This window comes from Streptomyces flavochromogenes (assembly GCF_000717595.1).
In the GTDB taxonomy this organism is placed as follows: domain Bacteria; phylum Actinomycetota; class Actinomycetes; order Streptomycetales; family Streptomycetaceae; genus Streptomyces; species Streptomyces flavochromogenes.
The window spans coordinates 77,579-94,125 of the sequence record NZ_JNZO01000007.1 but is presented as its reverse complement, the minus strand read 5'-3'; the positions used below and the strand labels follow the sequence as shown (position 1 = coordinate 94,125).

Sequence of the window (16,547 nt, the reverse complement as noted above, 5' to 3'; positions counted from 1 at the left end):
GGGGGCCGGGTCACGCCGGTCGTGACGGCCGGACGGGCGGCCGCTCCCCGGTGATTGTCAGTGCCGGGTCCTAACGTCGTTTCCATGACGCGATCCGTACAGGCACTCGCCTATGCCCGCCCTTCCGCGCTGGAGTCGACAGGCTCCGGCCGGCTGCTCGGTCTGGAGACGGCGGGGGGTCTCACGCCCCGGGGGGCCGAGGCCCATCCCCGCTTCTTCGCCGGCTTCCTGGCCTCGCCGCAGGTCGCCGCCCGCGGCCTGCTCGCGGTCGCCGACGTGGCCGCGGCCCGCTACCACCAGCGGATACGGCCGGGGTCGCTCGACCCGGTGGTGACGGGGAACGGGGACCGGCTGCGGTTCGAGTCCTTCTCCGGCTGCGGCGGGGTGTACGCACGCCTGGACGTGCTCGACGAGGGGCTCGGCGGTACGGAGACGGGGCACGGAACGACCAACGTCGACGTCAACAACCCGCTGCGTGAGGCGCTGTCGCGGATGACGGGGGACGATCCGCTGCACCTCCGGGTGGGTCCGGAGGAGATGGCGGTGACCACGCTCGCCGGGGCGGTCGTGGAGAAGAAGGTCCCGCTGCCGGACCGCTGGCTGCGGGGCTTCGCCGAGGCGCAGGTCGCCTCGGCCCGGTTCGATCTGCGGGCCGAGCTGAGCGGGGCGGAGGCCGTCCGTTTCCTCCGCTCCCTCCCTCGCAACCAGGCCCGTGGGCGCGGGCCGATGTGGGTCATGCAGTCCGGCCGGACCCTGCGGCCGACGACCCGGCCCGGCGCGGGCGCGGTGTGCCTGCCGGGGCCCGACCGGCTCGCCGCCCTGGAGCGGGTGCTCCGGCACGCGACGGGGCTCCGGGTGTACGGGCCGGTGCCGGACGGCACGGTGGCCACGGCGAGCGCCTGGGAGGTGGTCCTCCCGGGCATGCGGCTCACGCTGACCCTTTCGCCCGACCCCGCGCGGGGCTTCTCCGGCGAGGGCGGGGTCCTGGAGGCCCTCGCGACGGAGGAGGCCGCACAGGACGCCGAGCTGGTCGCGGTCCTCCTCGCCTGGGAGCCGCGGATCGACCCGGCCGATCTCGCGGCGCAGGCCGGGCTCACGATCGACCGGGTGCGGGCGGCGCTGACCCGGCTCGGCACGGCCGGGCGCGTGGGGTACGACGTGGCGGACGCGGCGTACTTCCACCGGGAACTGCCGTACGACGCGGACCGCGCCGAGCGGCACAACCCACGCCTGGTGAGCGCCCGCCGGCTGGTCGCGGAGGGTGCGGTGACCGTCGAGGGCGATCTGGCGACCGTGGCCTCGGGCGACCGGCGCTACCGGGTGCGGGAGTCGGACGGGGTGCTGAGCTGCACCTGCCAGTGGTGGGCCGACTACCGGGGCCGCCGGGGCCCCTGCAAGCACGCGCTCGCGGTCCGGATGGTCCGGCGGGGCGCGAGGCCCGAGCCCGTCGGCGCCCGGGGCGACGGCACGACGGTCGCCGGGGCGGCGCGATGACGGGGAGCGCCGGGGCGACGGTGGACGGTGGGGGGACCGAGGTGGGGAACAGCCTGGTGAACAGGGTGATGGACAGCATGATGATCAAGGTGAGGAGCGCCGTGGTGCGCGGGGCGGGGAACGACGCGGGAAGCGACACGGGGAGCACGGGCGGTGCGGAGGGGGGCACCCCGGTCGAGCAGCTGCTCGCGGCGGTGCGCGCGGGGCGCGCCCACAAGGTGCCGGCGCTCCTGGAGCCGCTGGACGCCGCCGCCCGGAAGACCGCCCTCGGACAGTTGAAGTCCCTGCGCTCCGAGGTGCGCGCCTGGGACTGGAAGCGGTGGAACGAGGCGACCGCCGTGCGGCGCGCGCTGTACGTGGCGGGCGCCGGCTGCCAGACCGGCGCGGCCGCGACGGCGACCTGGCTCGGCGGGCGCGACCTGCTGAGCTGGCGCTCCGAGGACGGCACCCTGGTCCTCTCGGTGCTCGCCGACCGGGATCCGGCGTGGACGGCGGACGTGGCGCAGCGGCTCGCGGCGCGGCCGACGGTGGCGGAGAGCAGTTACGGCCTGATCCGCGGACTCGTGGAGCGCTCCGGGTGCGCGGTGCCCGCGACCGACGGCTATGTCCTCGCGTGGACGCGGGAGATCACCGACTCGCGCCTGCTGGAGCGGCTCCGGGAGGACTCGCACACGCGGGTGCTCGTGCCGCACGCGCTCGCCATGGCCGAGACGCCCGACCGGCTGACCTGGTCGGTCGGTCCCGAGGCGCCGACGCACTGGCCGACCGCGCTCGCGACGCTCGTCACGGAGGGCGTGCTCGACCGGGCCCAGGTCGTGGACCTGTGCGTCTCCCGGCTGCTGCGCGGCGGCCGGGCCCGGGATCTGCGCTTCCCGCTCGATGTGCTGCGGCTCGTCGAACCGAGCGCGGCCGAGCGCCGGGAGCGGGTCCCGGACTGGATCGGGATGACGGCCGACGCGCCGTCCCCCGTCGCGGGGTACGCGCAGGAGGTCCTCGCGGGCCTTGCCGCCGACGGCGCGCTGGCGGCCGGGGCGCTGGCCGAGATGACGGGCGGGGTGCTGTTCCGTACCGAGAAGAAGCTGGTGCGGGCCCAGTTGACGCTGGTCGGCAAGGTGCTGGCGCGGGAGCCCGGCGTGGTGGAGGAGCTGCTGCCGGCCGTGGCGGAGGCCTTCGGGCACGAGGACACCACGATCCAGGAGCGGGCCCTGAAGCTGGTGGGCCGTCATGCGGCGGCGGTGGACGTCTCCGTACGGCGTGAGCTCGCCGAGCAGGCCGGTCTGCTGAGTCCGGTGCACCGTCCGGCGGCCGTGGCGCTGTTCGGCAGCGACCTGGAGGTGGAGTCCGGGGCCCCTTACGAGGAGATCCTGCCGCCGGTCCCGGAGCGGGAGCCGGTGGCTCTCCCGGCGACGACGGTCGAGGCGCTGGTGGAGGAGCTGCTGACGAGGGGCCAGTACCAGGACCCGGCGGCGTTCGAGCGGACCCTCGACGGTCTGGTGCGGCTCGCGCGACGGGACCGGAAGGGTCTTGAGGAGGCGGTGCGCGAGGCGTTCCCGACGGAGCACTGGGAGCACCAGCACTACTTCAGCCACTACACCCACGGCGCGGAGGTGGTACTCGCGGGGCTGCTGGGGCTGTTGCCGGGGTGGCGCGTCGACTCCGGGCGGGCGAAGGGCAACGGCCGGGAGGCCTGTCACCACGAGGCTCTGTCGGGGATCCTGGACGCCCGCCTGTGGGAGGCCGCCGATCTGATCGGCACGGACGCGCTGCCGTTCCTGCTCGCCGCACCGACCCTGCACAGCGGTGAGATCGACCCGGTGGTGCTGGTGGAGCGGCTGCGCGGCTACCGGGAGGCGGGCGTCGAGCCGGCCCCGGCCGACTTCGCCCAGGCGCTGTTGCGGGTCGGGCACGGGGATCCGTCGGCCGGGCGGGCGGCCGAGGAGGCCGAGGCGCTCGGCACGCGGGCGGGACGACGGCTCGCCGCGTGGCTGCGGGCGGCTGAGCCCCTGGGGACGAGGGTGCGGTTCCTCGACCGGGGGAAGGACCGGGCCTCGCAGAAGTGGTGGCTGACGGACCGGATCGTCGTCGAGATCGACGATCGCCCCGTGGTGCGCAAGGAGTTCCCGGCCGCGTTCCGATGGCTGGGCGGCGAGCTGCGGGCGACTCCCCGTCGCTGCTACCACTGGCTGGACACGCGGGCGCACTGGGCCACGGCGTTGCCGCTGGACCGTGAGTTCGTGGCGGCGTGCGTCCTGTCCTCCCTCGCTTCGGGGGCCGACGCGGACCAGCGCGGCGTGACCGAACCACTCACCGCGCTCGCCGAGGCGGGTGGCCCGGTCGGCAGGGCCGTCCATCTCGCCCTGGCGTTCGGTCTGGGCTGCCAGGACGCCGACGACCGGCTGCGCGCGGTGGACGCGCTGCTCGTCCTGGCGTCGCGGGGCGACCTGGACGCCCGTTTGCTCGGCACGGAGCTGGCGTGGCTGGTCGTGGAGGGCTCGGTGAAGCCGAACCGGCTGGCGGACGCGCTGCGGACCACGGCCGCCACGGGCGCGTACGGCACGGTCTGGGCGGTCCTGGAGCCGCTGCTGCCGAAGCTGCTCGGCGCGGAGAAGCCGGTCCGCGGTCTGGGCGAGGTGCTCGCGGTCGCGGCGGACTGCGTGGAGCGGTGCGGGGCCCGGGGTGAGGTGGCCGGGCTCGACCTGATGGCCTCGGCCCGGAGCGCCTCGCAGTTCGTCGTCCAGGCGAAGCGGCTGGCAGGCGCACTCCGGCGGGGGGCCGATCAGCCGCTGACAGAAACGGTCTGAATCGTTCTTTAAGCCGCTAGATGGGCGCTTAACCCGTCAGTCACAAAGCGTTCGTGATCGCGCAACACCACTGGGTCACAGTGAGGTCATGACCGATGTGACGTCTTCGAAGAGCGCCCGCCGTCCGCACCACTGGCGGCACGACCTGATCGAGCTCGCCGCACTGTTCACCGCAGTGGTGGTGGCCGACACGATCGCCAAGACCATCGCCAAGGGGCCCGACGGCCCCTACCTCCTGGTGTTCTCGGCGATCGCGCTGGCCGCCACCGTGGCCTTCCACACCTGGTGGGCCCGGAGGCGCAGTCATGCGAGCCATGCGCCGCCCACCGGACACACCGGCGGGCACTCCACCGCGGCCGCCCCGGTGAGGGCCGAGGAGGAGCAGGGAGAGACGGGGCCCGTGGTGCCTGTCGAGACCGCACTGTGGCGGATGCGGACCACCGTCGCGGACACGCCGGGCAGCCTCGCCGCCCTGTGCACGGTCCTCGCCCGCCTGGGCGTGGACATCCTCACCCTCCAGACGCATCCTCTCGCCGACGGCACGGTCGACGAGTTCCTGCTGCGGGCCCCCGCCGATCTCTCCGCCCAGGCCCTCGCCCGTGAGACGGCGGCGGCCGGCGGCCGCGACACCTGGACCGAGCGGGCCGACGCCCACGACCTGGTGGACACCCCGACCCGGGTCCTCGGCCTGGCCACCCGTACGGCACTCGACGCGGCCGAGCTGCCGCTCGCGCTGCGCCGGCTCCTGGGCCGCTGCACCCTCCACTCCGTGCCCGCCGTCTCCCTCACCGGCCGCCCCACCGGCGAACACGCCCCGGTCGAGGGTGTCCTGGAGGAGACCGTGATGCGGCTGCGCGACCCCAACGGCGGCACGCTCATCGTGGAGCGGCCCTACCTCCCCTTCACCCCGACCGAGTTCGCCCGGGCCCGCGCCCTCGTGGAGCTCGACGCCCGGCTCGGCCCCCGCGTCCCGCGCAGCCAGGACGTCCTGACCCTCCCCGAGGGCAACGAGATCACCGTCCGGCGCGCGGACCAGCGCGACCTGCCCGCCGCGCGCGCCATGCACGACCGCTGCTCGGCACGCACCCTCGGCCTGCGCTACCACGGCCCCGTCGGCGACGCCGACCGTTACCTCGACCATCTGCTCAGCCCGCGCTTCGGGCGCACGCTCGCCGTCCAGACGGCCTCCGGCCGGCTCGTCGCCCTCGGGCATCTGCTCTGGGACGGCGACGAGACCGAGGTGGCGCTGATGGTGGAGGACGACTGGCAGCGGCGCGGCATCGGCTCCGAGCTCCTCGGCCGGCTGGTGGCGATGGCCGAGGAGACCGGTTGCACGAGCGTGTACGCGGTGACGCAGTCGTCCAACACCGGGATGGTGGCCGCGATGCGGGCGCTCAACCTCCCCCTGGACTACCAGATCGAGGAGGGCACCCTGGTGATCACAGCCCGGCTGGCCTCGGCACCGCGACCGGCCGCCCGGCCGCAGCACCGTGAGACCCGGCAGGAGCAGCCGCACGAAGGGGTGCGGCGGGCGGAGCGCTGAGCGCCCAGGTCAGATCCCGCCAGAGATCCTCGACGTCCTCGAGACCGACCGACATCCGCAGCAGCCGGTCGCTGACGCCCGACGAGCGCCGGTCGCCCTCGGCCACGATGCGGTGGCTGATGGAGGCCGGGTGCTGGATGAGCGTGTCGACGCTGCCGAGGCTGACGGCGGGGGTGATGAGCCGGACGCCGGCGATGACGTCGTGCGGGTCGCCGTACACCTCGAAGGCGATCATGGCGCCGCCGATCTTCGGGTAGTGGACCCGAGCGATCCGGGGGTCGGTGGCGAGGCGCCGTACGAGTTCCGCCGCGGTGCCGGACGCGGCCCGCACCCGTACCGGCAGGGTGGAGAGACCGCGCAGCAGCAGATAGCCGGCGAGCGGGTGCAGCACTCCGCCGGTGGCGAAGCGGACCTGGCGGAGGGTACGGGCGAACTCCTCGTCGCAGGCGACGACGCCGCCCATGACGTCACCGTGCCCGCCGAGGTACTTGGTCGCGCTGTGCAGCACGATGCGGGCGCCCTGCTCGACCGGGCGCTGGAGCACGGGCGTGGCGAAGGTGTTGTCGACCAGGAGCGGCACGGAGCCGCAGGAGTGCGCGAGGGCGCGGATGTCCGCCTCGGCGAGAGTCGGGTTGGCGGGCGACTCCACCATGACCAGGCCGGTGTCGGGGCGTATCGCCTCCGCCACGCCCGCCGGGTCGGTCCAGGTCACCTCGGTGCCGAGCAGACCGGCGTCGAGCAGGTGGTCGCTGCAGCCGTACAGCGGACGCACCGCGACGACATGGCGCAGGCCCTGGCTCGCCCGGGCGAGGAGGACGGCGGTGAGGGCCGCCATGCCACTGGCGAACGCGACGGCGGCCTCGGCGCCCTCCAGGCGGGCGAGGGCCTCCTCGAAGCGGGCGACCGTGGGGTTGTCGAGCCGGGCATAGACCGGCGGCCCGTCGAGACGGGCTCCGGTGGTGGCGAACTCGTCGATCCGGGCGGCCTCGGCCCGGGCGTCGTACGAGGGGTAGGTGGTGGACAGGTCGATCGGCGGGGCGTGCAGACCGAGCGAGGCGAGGTCTTCGCGGCCGGCGTGCACGGCTTCGGTGGCGAGGGCTCTCGGGGTGGCCGAGTGGCCGTAGTCCATGGCGTCCATGGCGGCACTGTGAACGTTTACCGGGAGGTAGCGGGAATTCGCCGTGCTACGTTCGCCAGATGGCCGATTCTGTCGTACTGGACGCGGTCGATCTGCACATTCTTCGCCTCCTGCAGAACGACGCCCGGACCACCTACCGCGAACTCGCCGCCGAGGTCGGAGTGGCACCGTCCACCTGCCTGGACCGGGTGGCGCGACTTCGCCGCACAGGCGTGATCCTCGGACACCAGCTACGACTGGATCCGGCCAAACTCGGCCGAGGGCTTGAAGCGCTCCTTCTCGTCCAGGTCCGGCCGCACCGGCGGGAACTGATCGGTCCGTTCGTCGACCGGATCCGGGCCCTGCCGGAGTCCCGGGCGCTGTTCCATCTGACGGGACCCGACGACTACCTGGTGCACGTGGCCGTCGCGGACCCCGCCGACCTGCAACGACTCGTCCTCGACGAGTTCACGTCACGCCGTGAGGTCGCCCGCGTCGAGACGCGGCTGATCTTCCAGGAGTGGGAGTGCGGCCCGCTCCTGCCGCCCGCTTCGAGCCCCTCCTTGTCAGCCGACTGACCCTCGACGAGGGTGACGCGGGCCCGCCGGAGGCGCCAGGATGACCCCCATGCCAGAGACTTCCAGCAGCCCGCTGCCCCGCCAGGTCGCCGACGAACACGTCGACGCGCTCATCGCCCTCGACCCGATCACCGGTACGTACCTGGGAGTCAAGGAGAGCGCCGGACTGCTGCCCGACTTCTCGCCGGCCGGCCAGCGGGCCGTGGCCGACCTCGCCCGCCGGACGCTCGCCCGGCTCGACGCGGCGGAGAGCGTCGAGGGCGCGGACAGCGAGGCCGAGCAGCGGTGTGCCCGTCTGCTGCGGGAGCGCCTGACGGCGGAACTCGCCATGTTCGAGGCCGAGGAGGGCCTCTGTACGGTCAGCAACATGCGCTCTCCGGCGCACAGCGTCCGCATCGTCTTCACGGTGATGCCGACGGAGACCGAGGAGGACTGGGCCGCGGTCGCCGCCCGGCTGCGCGCGGTCCCGGCCGCGCTCGAGGGCTACCGTTCCGCGCTCGCGCTCGGTCTCGAGCGCAAGCTCCTCGGCGGGCCGCGCCCCACCGCCACCTTCGTCGACCAGCTCACCGAGTGGGCGGGCGGGGACAGTGGGAAGCAGGGCTGGTTCGAGGAGTTCGCCGCCGCGGCCCCCGACACCCTGCCCGAGGATCTGCGCGCCGGGCTCGCGAAGGCGGGCCGGGGCGCCACCGAGGCCGTCACGGCTCTGCGGGACTGGATGCGGGACGTGTACGCCCCGGCCGTCGCCGATGCCCCGAACACGGTGGGCCGCGAGCGCTACCAGCGCTGGACCCGCTACTTCAACGGCACGGACCTGGACCTCGACCAGGCGTACGCGTACGGCTGGACCGAGTACCACCGGCTGCTCGGCGAGATGCGGACCGAGGCCGAGCGGATCCTGCCGGGCGCCGGCCCCTGGGAGGCGCTCGCCCACCTCGACGAGCACGGCACCCACGTCGAAGGGGTCGACGAGGTCCGGGTCTGGCTCCAGCAGCTCATGGACGAGGCGATCGAGGCGCTCGACGGCACCCACTTCGAACTGGCCGACCGGGTACGGCGGGTGGAGTCCCGCATCGCCCCGGCGGGCGGCGCCGCCGCGCCGTACTACACCGGCCCGTCCGAGGACTTCTCCCGGCCCGGCCGCACCTGGCTCCCGGTGGACGGCACGACGCGCTTCCCGGTGTACGACCTGGTGTCGACCTGGTACCACGAGGGCGTGCCCGGCCATCACCTCCAGCTCGCCCAGTGGGTGCACGTCGCCGACCGCCTCTCCCGCTACCAGGCGACCATCGGCAAGGTCAGCGCCAACTGCGAGGGCTGGGCGCTCTACGCGGAGCGTCTGATGGACGAACTCGGCTTCCTGCCCGACGCGGAGCGGCGCCTGGGCTACCTCGACGGGCAGATGATGCGCGCGTGCCGGGTGATCGTGGACATCGGCATGCACCTGGGTCTGGAGATCCCGGCCGACTCGCCGTTCCACCCGGGCGAGCGGTGGACGCCCGAGCTGGCCCAGGAGTTCTTCCAGCGGCACAGCAGCCGCCCGCCGTCCTTCGTCGAGAGCGAGCTGACCCGCTATCTGTCGATGCCGGGCCAGGCCATCGGCTACAAGCTGGGCGAGCGCGCCTGGCTGCTCGGCCGCGCCAACGCGCGGGCGGCGCACGGCGACGCGTTCGACGCGAAGGCCTGGCACATGGCGGCCCTCTCGCAGGGCCCGCTGGGCCTCGACGACCTGGTCGACGAGCTCTCGCGGCTGTGACGACCGAGCACTGAGATCCCCGGCCGATCGCTTGATCGGCCGGGGAATCCCCTGCTATCTCTCGTTCATGACCTCCGAGTACACCCCCGACGCCACCGACTGGCGCATTCTCGAAGCCCTCCAGGCCGAGGGCCGCGCCAGCTTCGCCGAGCTCGCCCGAACGGTGTCGATGTCGCCGTCCGCGGTGACCGAGCGGGTGCGGCGCCTGGAGGAGGCCGGGGTGATCGCCGGGTACACGGCGATCGTCGACCAGGACCGGCTCGGGCTGCCGATCCTGGCGTTCGTACGGCTCCGCTACCCGCACGGCAACTACAAGCCGTTCCACGATCTGCTCGGCACCACGCCGGAGGTCCTGGAGGCGCACCACGTCACCGGCGACGACTGCTTCGTCCTCAAGGTCGCCGCGCGGTCCATGCGGCACCTGGAGGAGATCACCGGGAAGATCGCCACGCTGGGCTCGGTGACCACCAGTGTCGTCTACTCCTCGCCGCTGCCGAGGCGTTCGCTCAGCCGCTGAGCGCGTCCCCGCCGGTGCGGAGCCGTACGGCCGAGCCGTGCCGCGCCTTGACGACCTCCAGTTGGGCCGGGATCCGGCGGCGCAGGTCGCCGACGTGGCTGACGATGCCGACGCTGCGCTCGCGCTCGCGCAGCGAGTCGAGGACGTCGAGGACCTCGTCGAGCGTCTGCTCGTCGAGGCTGCCGAAGCCCTCGTCGATGAAGAGGGTGTCCAGCCGTACGCCGCCCGCCTCGTCCGTGACGACGTCCGCGAGGCCGAGGGCGAGCGCGAGGGAGGCGAAGAAGGTCTCGCCGCCGGAGAGCGTGGAGGTGTCGCGCTCGTTGCCGGTCCAGGCGTCGACGACGTGGAGGCCGAGGCCGGCCCGCTTGCCGCCGGAGCGCGCGTCGGAGTGGACCAGGGTGTAGCGGCCGGAGGACATCCGCTGGAGCCGGGCGGTCGCGGCGGCGGCGACCTGTTCGAGGCGGGCGGCGAGGACGTACGACTCCAGGCGCATCCGGCGCTCGTTCTCGGCCGAGGTGCCGGCGGTGAGGGCGGCGAGGCGGGCCACCCGGTCGTACTCCTCGCGGAGCGGTCCGAGGCGGCGGACCTCCGTGAGGGCCTGCCGGGAGAGGCCGGCCAGGCCGGTGGCCCGTTCGCGGGCGGCGGCCAGCGCCGAGTCGGCCTCGCGGAGCGCGCGTTCGGCCGCGGTGTGGGCGGCGTCCGCCGCCGTGGGGTCGGCCGGCGGAAGCGCGGCGGCGGCCGCGGTGCCGGGCTCGGCGAGCCGGTCCGCGACGGCGGCGGCCTCGGCCTGCCAGGCGTCCACGCGCTGCTGGTGGTCGCGGCGCTCGCCCTCGCGCAGGAGCGCGGCAGCAGCCTCGGCCGGGGTGGCGAAGCCCGCACGGTAGGCCGCGTCGGCGAGGCGGTCGTCGGCCTCCTTGAGGTGCTGGGCGGCGACTTCGGCGGCGCGTACGGTGCGGGTGGCGTCGGCCAGGAGGGCGATCCGCCGCTCCAGGCGGGTGGCGTGTTCGGCCACGGTGGCGAACGCGCCGCGTCCCCGGGTGAGTTCCTCGTCGAGGGCGAGCTGTTCGCGGTCCAGGGCCTCGCGCCGCGAGGTCCGCGCGGCGACGCGCCGTTCGGCCTCCCGCTGTGCGGCGACCCGCTCCTCGTACTCGTGCTCGGCCCGCGCGAGCGTCTGCCGTGCGCTGTGGGTCTGCCCGGCGAGCGCGTGGGCCTCGGCGTGGAATCCGGTCAACTCATCGACCTCATGGGCGAGTTCACCGACGGAGGGCTCGGGTGAGCCGGCCGGGGCACCCGCCCGGACCTCCGCGCGGGCCGTGGACCAGGACTCGTGGGTGACGGCGAGCGCACGCTCGGCGGCCGTACGGTCCTCCTCGGCGCCGGTGTAGGCGGCGTAGGCGGCGTCCTCGGTGGCGCGGTCGACGTGGTCGGCGGTGGTACGGGCGGGGGCCGGGTGGGCGGTCGAACCGCAGACCTGGCAGGGATCGCCCGGGGCGAGGGTGACCGCGAGTTCGGCGGCGATGCCCTCCAGGCGGCGGGACTTGACGTCCAGCCAGTTCTCGTGGGCGGTGTTCCGGCGCTCCCGGGCGTCCGCGAGGCGCGCCTCGGCCGCCCGGGTGTCCTCGGCGAGCGCGTCACGGCGGAGGGCCGCGTCGCGGCGGCGGCGAGCGGGTTCGAGGCGGCCGGCGAGGTGCTCGGCGCGGGCGGCGGCGTCGCGGGCGGCCTCGACGTGCTCGCTGAGCGCGGCGCGGCGTGGTTCCCAGTCGGCGAGCCAGTCGGCGGTGTCACGGAGGACGTCGTCGTCGGCGCGCGCCTCGCGTGCGAGCGCGGCGCGTTCGTCGGCGATCATGGCGGCGCGGCGCTCGGCGCGGCGGGCGGATTCCAGGCCGCCGAGCTCCTCGCGCAGCCGGTGTTCGAGGGCCGAGAGGTGCTCGGCCCCGGCGTCGGCGAGGTCGCCGGGCAGCTGGGCGCGGGAGCGTGCGCGGGCGGCGTGCGCGGCGGCGTGCGCGCGCTCGGCGTCCTGGCGCAGGCCGAGCGCGGGGGCCACCCGGTCCGCCTTCAGGCTGCGGTCGAGGGCGGCCTGGAGACGGTCCCGCTCGGGCGCGTGGGCGGTGAGCCGCTCGCGCCGGAGCAGCGCGTCGGCGTGCCGGGCCTGGCGGGCGGCCAGGTCGTTCTCGGCGTCGAGCGCGGCGCGCGCCGCGCCCTGCCGTGCCTCGGCCGCGTCGAGCCGTACGCGCGCGATGTCGAGCGCCTCGCGGGCCTCCGTACGGGCGACGGCGGCCCACGTGAGGACGGCGTCGGCGACGCCGGGGTCGCCGGGCCGTCCTTCGACGGCGGTCCTGGCGACGGCGAGGCCCCCGGCGGCCTGGCCCATCCGGTGGGCGAGGGCGAGGAGCCGCTCGTCGCCCTCCTCGACCTGCTGTTGTGCGGCGCGCCTCAGTTCGGCGAGGCGCTCCTCCACGGCGGCGAAGCGGCGGGTGTCGAAGAGCCGGCCGAGGAGCTTGCCACGGGCCTCGGCGTCGGCACGCAGGAAGCGGGCGAAGTCGCCCTGCGGGAGGAGGACGACCTGGCAGAACTGCTCGCGGCTCATGCCGACGAGCTGGGTGATCTCCTCCCCTATCTCCTGGTGGGAGCGGCTGAGGCCGTTCCACGCGCGCGTGGCGGGGTCGTACTCGCGCAGCCAGGTCTGGGCCTTCTCGGTGGTGAAGCCGCCGCCGCGTTTCTTGGGGCGCTGCTGGGCCGGGCGCCGGGTGATCTCCAGGCGCCGCTCCCCCACGGTCAGTTCGAGGACGACCTCGGTGGAGGTGCCGACGGGGGCGTGGTCGCTGCGCAGTGTCGCGCCGGGGGTCTGCCGGACGCCTGGCACGCTTCCATAGAGGGCGAAGCAGACGGCGTCGAGGACGGAGGTCTTGCCGGCGCCGGTCGGTCCGTGGAGGAGGAAGAGCCCGGCGGCGGAGAGGGCGTCGAAGTCGACGGTCTGCGTGCCGCCGAAGGGGCCGAACGCGGTGATCTCCAGACGGTGCAGCCTCACCGGCCCACCTCGCGCTCGGCCGTGTCGATCCGTACGTCGTCGAAGGCCCCGTGGAGGACCGTCCGCTCGGCGCCGTCGAGGGCCGAGCCGCCGCGCACATGGGCCACGAAGTCCTCCGCGATCTGCTGGTCGGTGCGGTCCCTGAGCCGCTGGGCGTAGGAGGCGCCGGGGTCGTCGCCCGTCCGCTCGGGGTCGAACACCAGGTTGAGGGTGTGAGGGAAGCGTGCGGTGAGCCGGGCCATCGGCTCGGCGGGGCGCACCGGGTCGGTGAGCGTGGCCTCGACCCAGGACTGCTCGTGGCGCGCGTGCGCGGGGTCGGCGAGGAGGTCGTCGAGCCGGCCCCGGAGCCGGGCGAGCGGGCGCGGGACGGGGCAGTCGAGCCGCTCGGCGGCGACGGTCGCCCCGTCGGGGTTACTCGGGCCCAGGTCGACGAGCCACATGGTCTTGCGGTGGTCGGCCTCGGAGAAGGAGTACGCGAGGGGGGAGCCGGAGTACCGGACGCGCGGGGTGACGGTCTGGCTGCCGTGGAGGTGGCCGAGGGCGACGTAGTCGACGCCGTCGAAGATCGCGGTGGGGACGGCGGCGACGCCGCCGACGGTGATGTCCCGCTCGCTGTCGCTGGGCGCGCCGCCCGCGACGAAGGCATGGGCGAGGACGACGGAACGCGTTCCGGCGGGCCGGTCGGCGAGGTCGGCGCGGACCCGGCCCATCGCGGCGGCGAGCACGGCCTCGTGCCCGGCCTTCTCGGCTCCGAGCCGTTCCCGGACGAGGACCGGTTCGAGGTAGGGCAGTCCGTAGAGCGCGACGTCGCCGTGGGTGTCGGTGAGGACGACGGGGGTGCCGATGCCGGCGGGGTCGGTACGGAGATGGATACCGGCGCGCTCCATGAGTCCGGCGCCGACGCCGAGGCGGCGGGCCGAGTCGTGGTTGCCGGAGATCATGACCGTGGGCACGCCGGCCTCGGCGAGACGGTGCAGCGCGGTGTCGAACAGCTCGACGGCGGGCAGCGACGGCACGGCCCGGTCGTAGACGTCACCGGCGACGAGGACGGCGTCGACCTCGTACGCGTGGACGGTCGCCACGAGGTGGTCGAGGAAGGCGGCCTGGGCGTCCAGGAGGCCGACGCGGTGGAAGGACCGGCCGAGATGCCAGTCCGAGGTGTGCAGAAGCCTCACTCGCCCCGCCCCAAAGCTCTGACCTGCACTTTTCCCGCTCCTCCACCTCCGAAACCAGCACGGAACCAGCACGGGCCCCGTGGTCAGCGCCCACCACGCTCATGCCGGTCGGCACCTGATCCCTCAACGTCCTTCAGTCTGCCACCGGCGTCCGGGGTCAGGTGACCACGGATGCCGGCGGAGACCTGGATCGTGGCGCGTCCTCATTCGAGTTCCCATGCCTCAGCGCCGTGAAGAGCGTCGCATGAGACAGCCGTCACACCGAGGCCGTCCCCAGACCTCGTCGGCATTGCCGTGCCCAGTGCCCATGACCTCGCTGTCACGGGCTCACCGGGTACGGCCCCGCGCCGGACGATCTGGCTCGCAGGCGTCCGGGCGCAGGCGCCACCTTCGCCGCGGCGGCTGTTGGCCGGCCACCTGAACGGGCGGAGCGAAACGCTCGGCCACCTGAAGGGGCGGAGCGAAACGCCCCTCTCCTGTCCCGAACCGGGCGGTCCCGGGTCCCCGCCTGTTCAGACCGTGAAGGGCTTCTGACCGAGGAAACTCTCCGCCGGCTCCCCCGTCACGTAGAAGTTGGGGCTCTGGATGGCGGGCATGCGGCGCTGGATCGCGCGGTGGAAGGAGCGGTAGCCGCCCTCGAACGCTCCGTCGTTCCAGACCTTGAGCAGGCGCGCGGTGAACAGGCCGTTGACGTCTCCGTCCGAGGCGAGCTGATTGTCCTGACAGGCCGAAATGAGGAGGGCGTCGGGATCACCCGCCCCGTCCTGTGCGTTCTTCAGCTCGCGCTGCAGCCCGGCATAGAACTCCCGGTCACGGGCGAAGACCTGCTGCTGCTTGAAAAGCGGCATCAGCCGGGAGGCGGCCTCCACCCCGGCCGGGTCCCTGGTCTGGAACTGCGATTCGAGCGCCTCCGGGGTGAGCAGGTCCTGCACGGACTCGATACCGCTGCCGCTGTTGCAGCAGTCGAGCAGCGCGACGATGCGCACCCCCTCGGACATCCGGCGGAACTCCGAGTAGAGCTCGTCGTCGAGGAACATGCGGTCGTAGAACACCAGGGTCTCGTCGAGCATGTCCGGTTCGTCCCCGGTGGTGTCGTCCACCTGGGCGCCGTGGCCCGAGTACGTGAAGAGCAGGATGTCTCCCGCGGTCAGCCGGCCGGCAGCGTCACGCAGGGCGGTGGTGATGTTCTCGACGGTTCCGTCGGGGGTCAGGATCACGGTCTCGCCGAAACCGTTGGCGCGGGCGATGGCCGCCATGTCTCGCGCGTCGTTCTCGCAGGCGTTCAGCTGGCCGTCCCAGCCGTCGTACTTGGCAGGGTCGACCGAGTTGAGTCCGATGTGGATGGACAGGCCAGTGGGCATGAAGGGTCTCCTTGGGCGCGGCGGCGCAGGGCGCCGGGTCACGGATGTCACGGGGAGTCACCTCATCCGTTCCGTGGACGGACCCCGGCTGAACCATGAGTGCGCCTGCGCCCCTCGTTCGGGCGCCCTCCGGCGGCCCTGAGGGGCTCTCCGGAGGGGCTCCCCCGAGCACGCCCTCTGTTCGAGTGGCTTGGCGTCCGACACCGTGAGTGATCGCCGCAGCGCGGTACTTCCATCCTATGAACACTTCACCTGAGACCGCGGCATCGCGCGGTCCGCTGGACGATCGCACCGGCTACGACGAGGCCTTCCTGGGCGAGATCGTGCCCCTGCCCGTGCCCGGCAACGGCATCCCGACCATCGTTCTGCCGTACACCCACTTCACGGTGGTCCACCGCCCCGACCGCCGGTTCGCGGCCTCCACCGCCGTCTGCATCGACGGCTCGAAGCTGGTGGAGAACGTGGACCGGCAGGACGACTGGAACCTCGACCCGCGAATCCCGGCGAACCAGCAGGCCGGCCAGGCGATCTACGCCGACAACGACCTGGACAGGGGACATCTGGTGCGCCGACTGGACCCTGTGTGGGGCACGGTCGACAAAGCCAACAAGGCCAACGCCGACACCTTCCACTTCACCAACGCGGCCCCGCAGCAGAACACGTTCAACCAGGGCAAGAAGCTGTGGCTGGGGCTGGAGAACTTCCTCCTCGACCACGCGGCCAAGTTCGACCGGAAGCTGAGCGTGTTCACCGGCCCGGTACTGCACGACTCCGACCCGCCCTACCGCGGTATCCAGGTACCGCTGCGGTTCTGGAAGGTGGCGGCCTTCATGCAGGACGGCAACCTCGCGTCCACGGCGTACATCCTCGACCAGAGCCCCGACCTCAGCCGGGACCGCGAGCGGGCCATGGCGGGAGCCAAGGCCGGCCCGCCGCCGCTGGGCCCCTTCCGCACCTTCCAGGTGCCGGTGGCGGACATCGCCGAGGTGACCGGCCTCGACCTCGGCCCGCTCCCCGACGTGGACCTGATGCCTCCGGTCCGCGCCCCCGGCGACCGCTGGCACCGTCTGGAGAGCTACGACGACATCATGATGCGGAACTGACGGCGGAGCCCGCGGTCGTCCACGTCCACGGTCCGGCACTCCGACCCGCTGCGCGGACCCGCGGAGCGCCCGACGGA

Annotated in this window: 11 protein-coding genes; 7 read left to right on the top strand and 4 right to left on the bottom strand. The window is 73.8% G+C overall.

Going from position 1 to position 16,547, the window contains the following annotated elements:
* Positions 1–84: 84 nt before the first annotated feature.
* The 3 genes from IF00_RS0110315 to IF00_RS0110305 all read left to right on the top strand — a co-directional run bounded on the left by IF00_RS0110315 (position 85) and on the right by IF00_RS0110305 (position 5,838).
* Entirely contained in the window at positions 85–1,494 is a 1,410-nt protein-coding gene (locus IF00_RS0110315) for an SWIM zinc finger family protein (protein WP_051820044.1), read from the top strand.
* Positions 1,495–1,550: 56 nt separating this feature from the next.
* Positions 1,551–4,295, top strand: a complete 2,745-nt coding sequence (locus IF00_RS0110310) for a DUF7824 domain-containing protein (RefSeq protein ID WP_245234472.1) — start codon at positions 1,551–1,553, stop codon at positions 4,293–4,295.
* Between the two features lie 88 nt (positions 4,296–4,383).
* Entirely contained in the window at positions 4,384–5,838 is a 1,455-nt protein-coding gene (locus IF00_RS0110305; RefSeq protein ID WP_030316613.1) for a GNAT family N-acetyltransferase, read from the top strand.
* On the opposite strand, the gene IF00_RS0110300 is transcribed toward IF00_RS0110305, so the two are convergent.
* The gene (locus IF00_RS0110300; protein ID WP_030316611.1) at positions 5,735–6,976 is read right to left on the bottom strand and encodes a trans-sulfuration enzyme family protein; all 1,242 of its coding nucleotides are present in this window, start codon (positions 6,974–6,976) and stop codon (positions 5,735–5,737) included. The two genes, IF00_RS0110305 and IF00_RS0110300, sit on opposite strands and share 104 nt — an antisense overlap.
* A gap of 59 nt (positions 6,977–7,035) precedes the next feature.
* On the opposite strand from IF00_RS0110300, the gene IF00_RS0110295 reads away from it, so the two are divergent.
* The 3 genes from IF00_RS0110295 (at position 7,036) to IF00_RS0110285 (ending at position 9,803) form a co-directional block, all read left to right on the top strand.
* Positions 7,036–7,533: an Lrp/AsnC family transcriptional regulator gene (locus tag IF00_RS0110295; RefSeq protein WP_030316610.1), complete on the top strand. Its 498-nt coding sequence runs from the start codon at positions 7,036–7,038 to the stop codon at positions 7,531–7,533.
* 49 nt (positions 7,534–7,582) lie between these two features.
* Positions 7,583–9,286, top strand: coding sequence for a DUF885 domain-containing protein (locus IF00_RS0110290; protein WP_030316609.1), 1,704 nt, complete (start codon positions 7,583–7,585; stop codon positions 9,284–9,286).
* A 67-nt stretch (positions 9,287–9,353) separates the two neighbouring features.
* Positions 9,354–9,803: an Lrp/AsnC family transcriptional regulator gene (locus tag IF00_RS0110285; protein WP_030316607.1), complete on the top strand. Its 450-nt coding sequence runs from the start codon at positions 9,354–9,356 to the stop codon at positions 9,801–9,803.
* Here IF00_RS0110285 and IF00_RS0110280 read toward each other — a convergent pair.
* The 3 genes from IF00_RS0110280 to IF00_RS0110270 all read right to left on the bottom strand — a co-directional run bounded on the left by IF00_RS0110280 (position 9,793) and on the right by IF00_RS0110270 (position 15,367).
* Positions 9,793–12,831, bottom strand: coding sequence for an AAA family ATPase (locus IF00_RS0110280; RefSeq protein WP_030316605.1), 3,039 nt, complete (start codon positions 12,829–12,831; stop codon positions 9,793–9,795). The genes IF00_RS0110285 and IF00_RS0110280 overlap by 11 nt on opposite strands.
* Positions 12,828–14,006 carry an exonuclease SbcCD subunit D gene (locus IF00_RS0110275; RefSeq protein WP_030316603.1) on the bottom strand — a complete coding sequence of 393 codons (1,179 nt, stop codon included), beginning with the start codon at positions 14,004–14,006 and terminating at the stop codon, positions 12,828–12,830. The genes IF00_RS0110280 and IF00_RS0110275 overlap by 4 nt, the downstream gene beginning before the upstream one ends.
* Positions 14,007–14,518: 512 nt before the next feature.
* Positions 14,519–15,367 carry a caspase family protein gene (locus IF00_RS0110270; RefSeq protein WP_030316602.1) on the bottom strand — a complete coding sequence of 283 codons (849 nt, stop codon included), beginning with the start codon at positions 15,365–15,367 and terminating at the stop codon, positions 14,519–14,521.
* Positions 15,368–15,606: 239 nt separating this feature from the next.
* On the opposite strand from IF00_RS0110270, the gene IF00_RS0110265 reads away from it, so the two are divergent.
* Positions 15,607–16,470, top strand: coding sequence for a DNA/RNA non-specific endonuclease (locus tag IF00_RS0110265; protein WP_030316600.1), 864 nt, complete (start codon positions 15,607–15,609; stop codon positions 16,468–16,470).
* Positions 16,471–16,547: the final 77 nt, after the last annotated feature.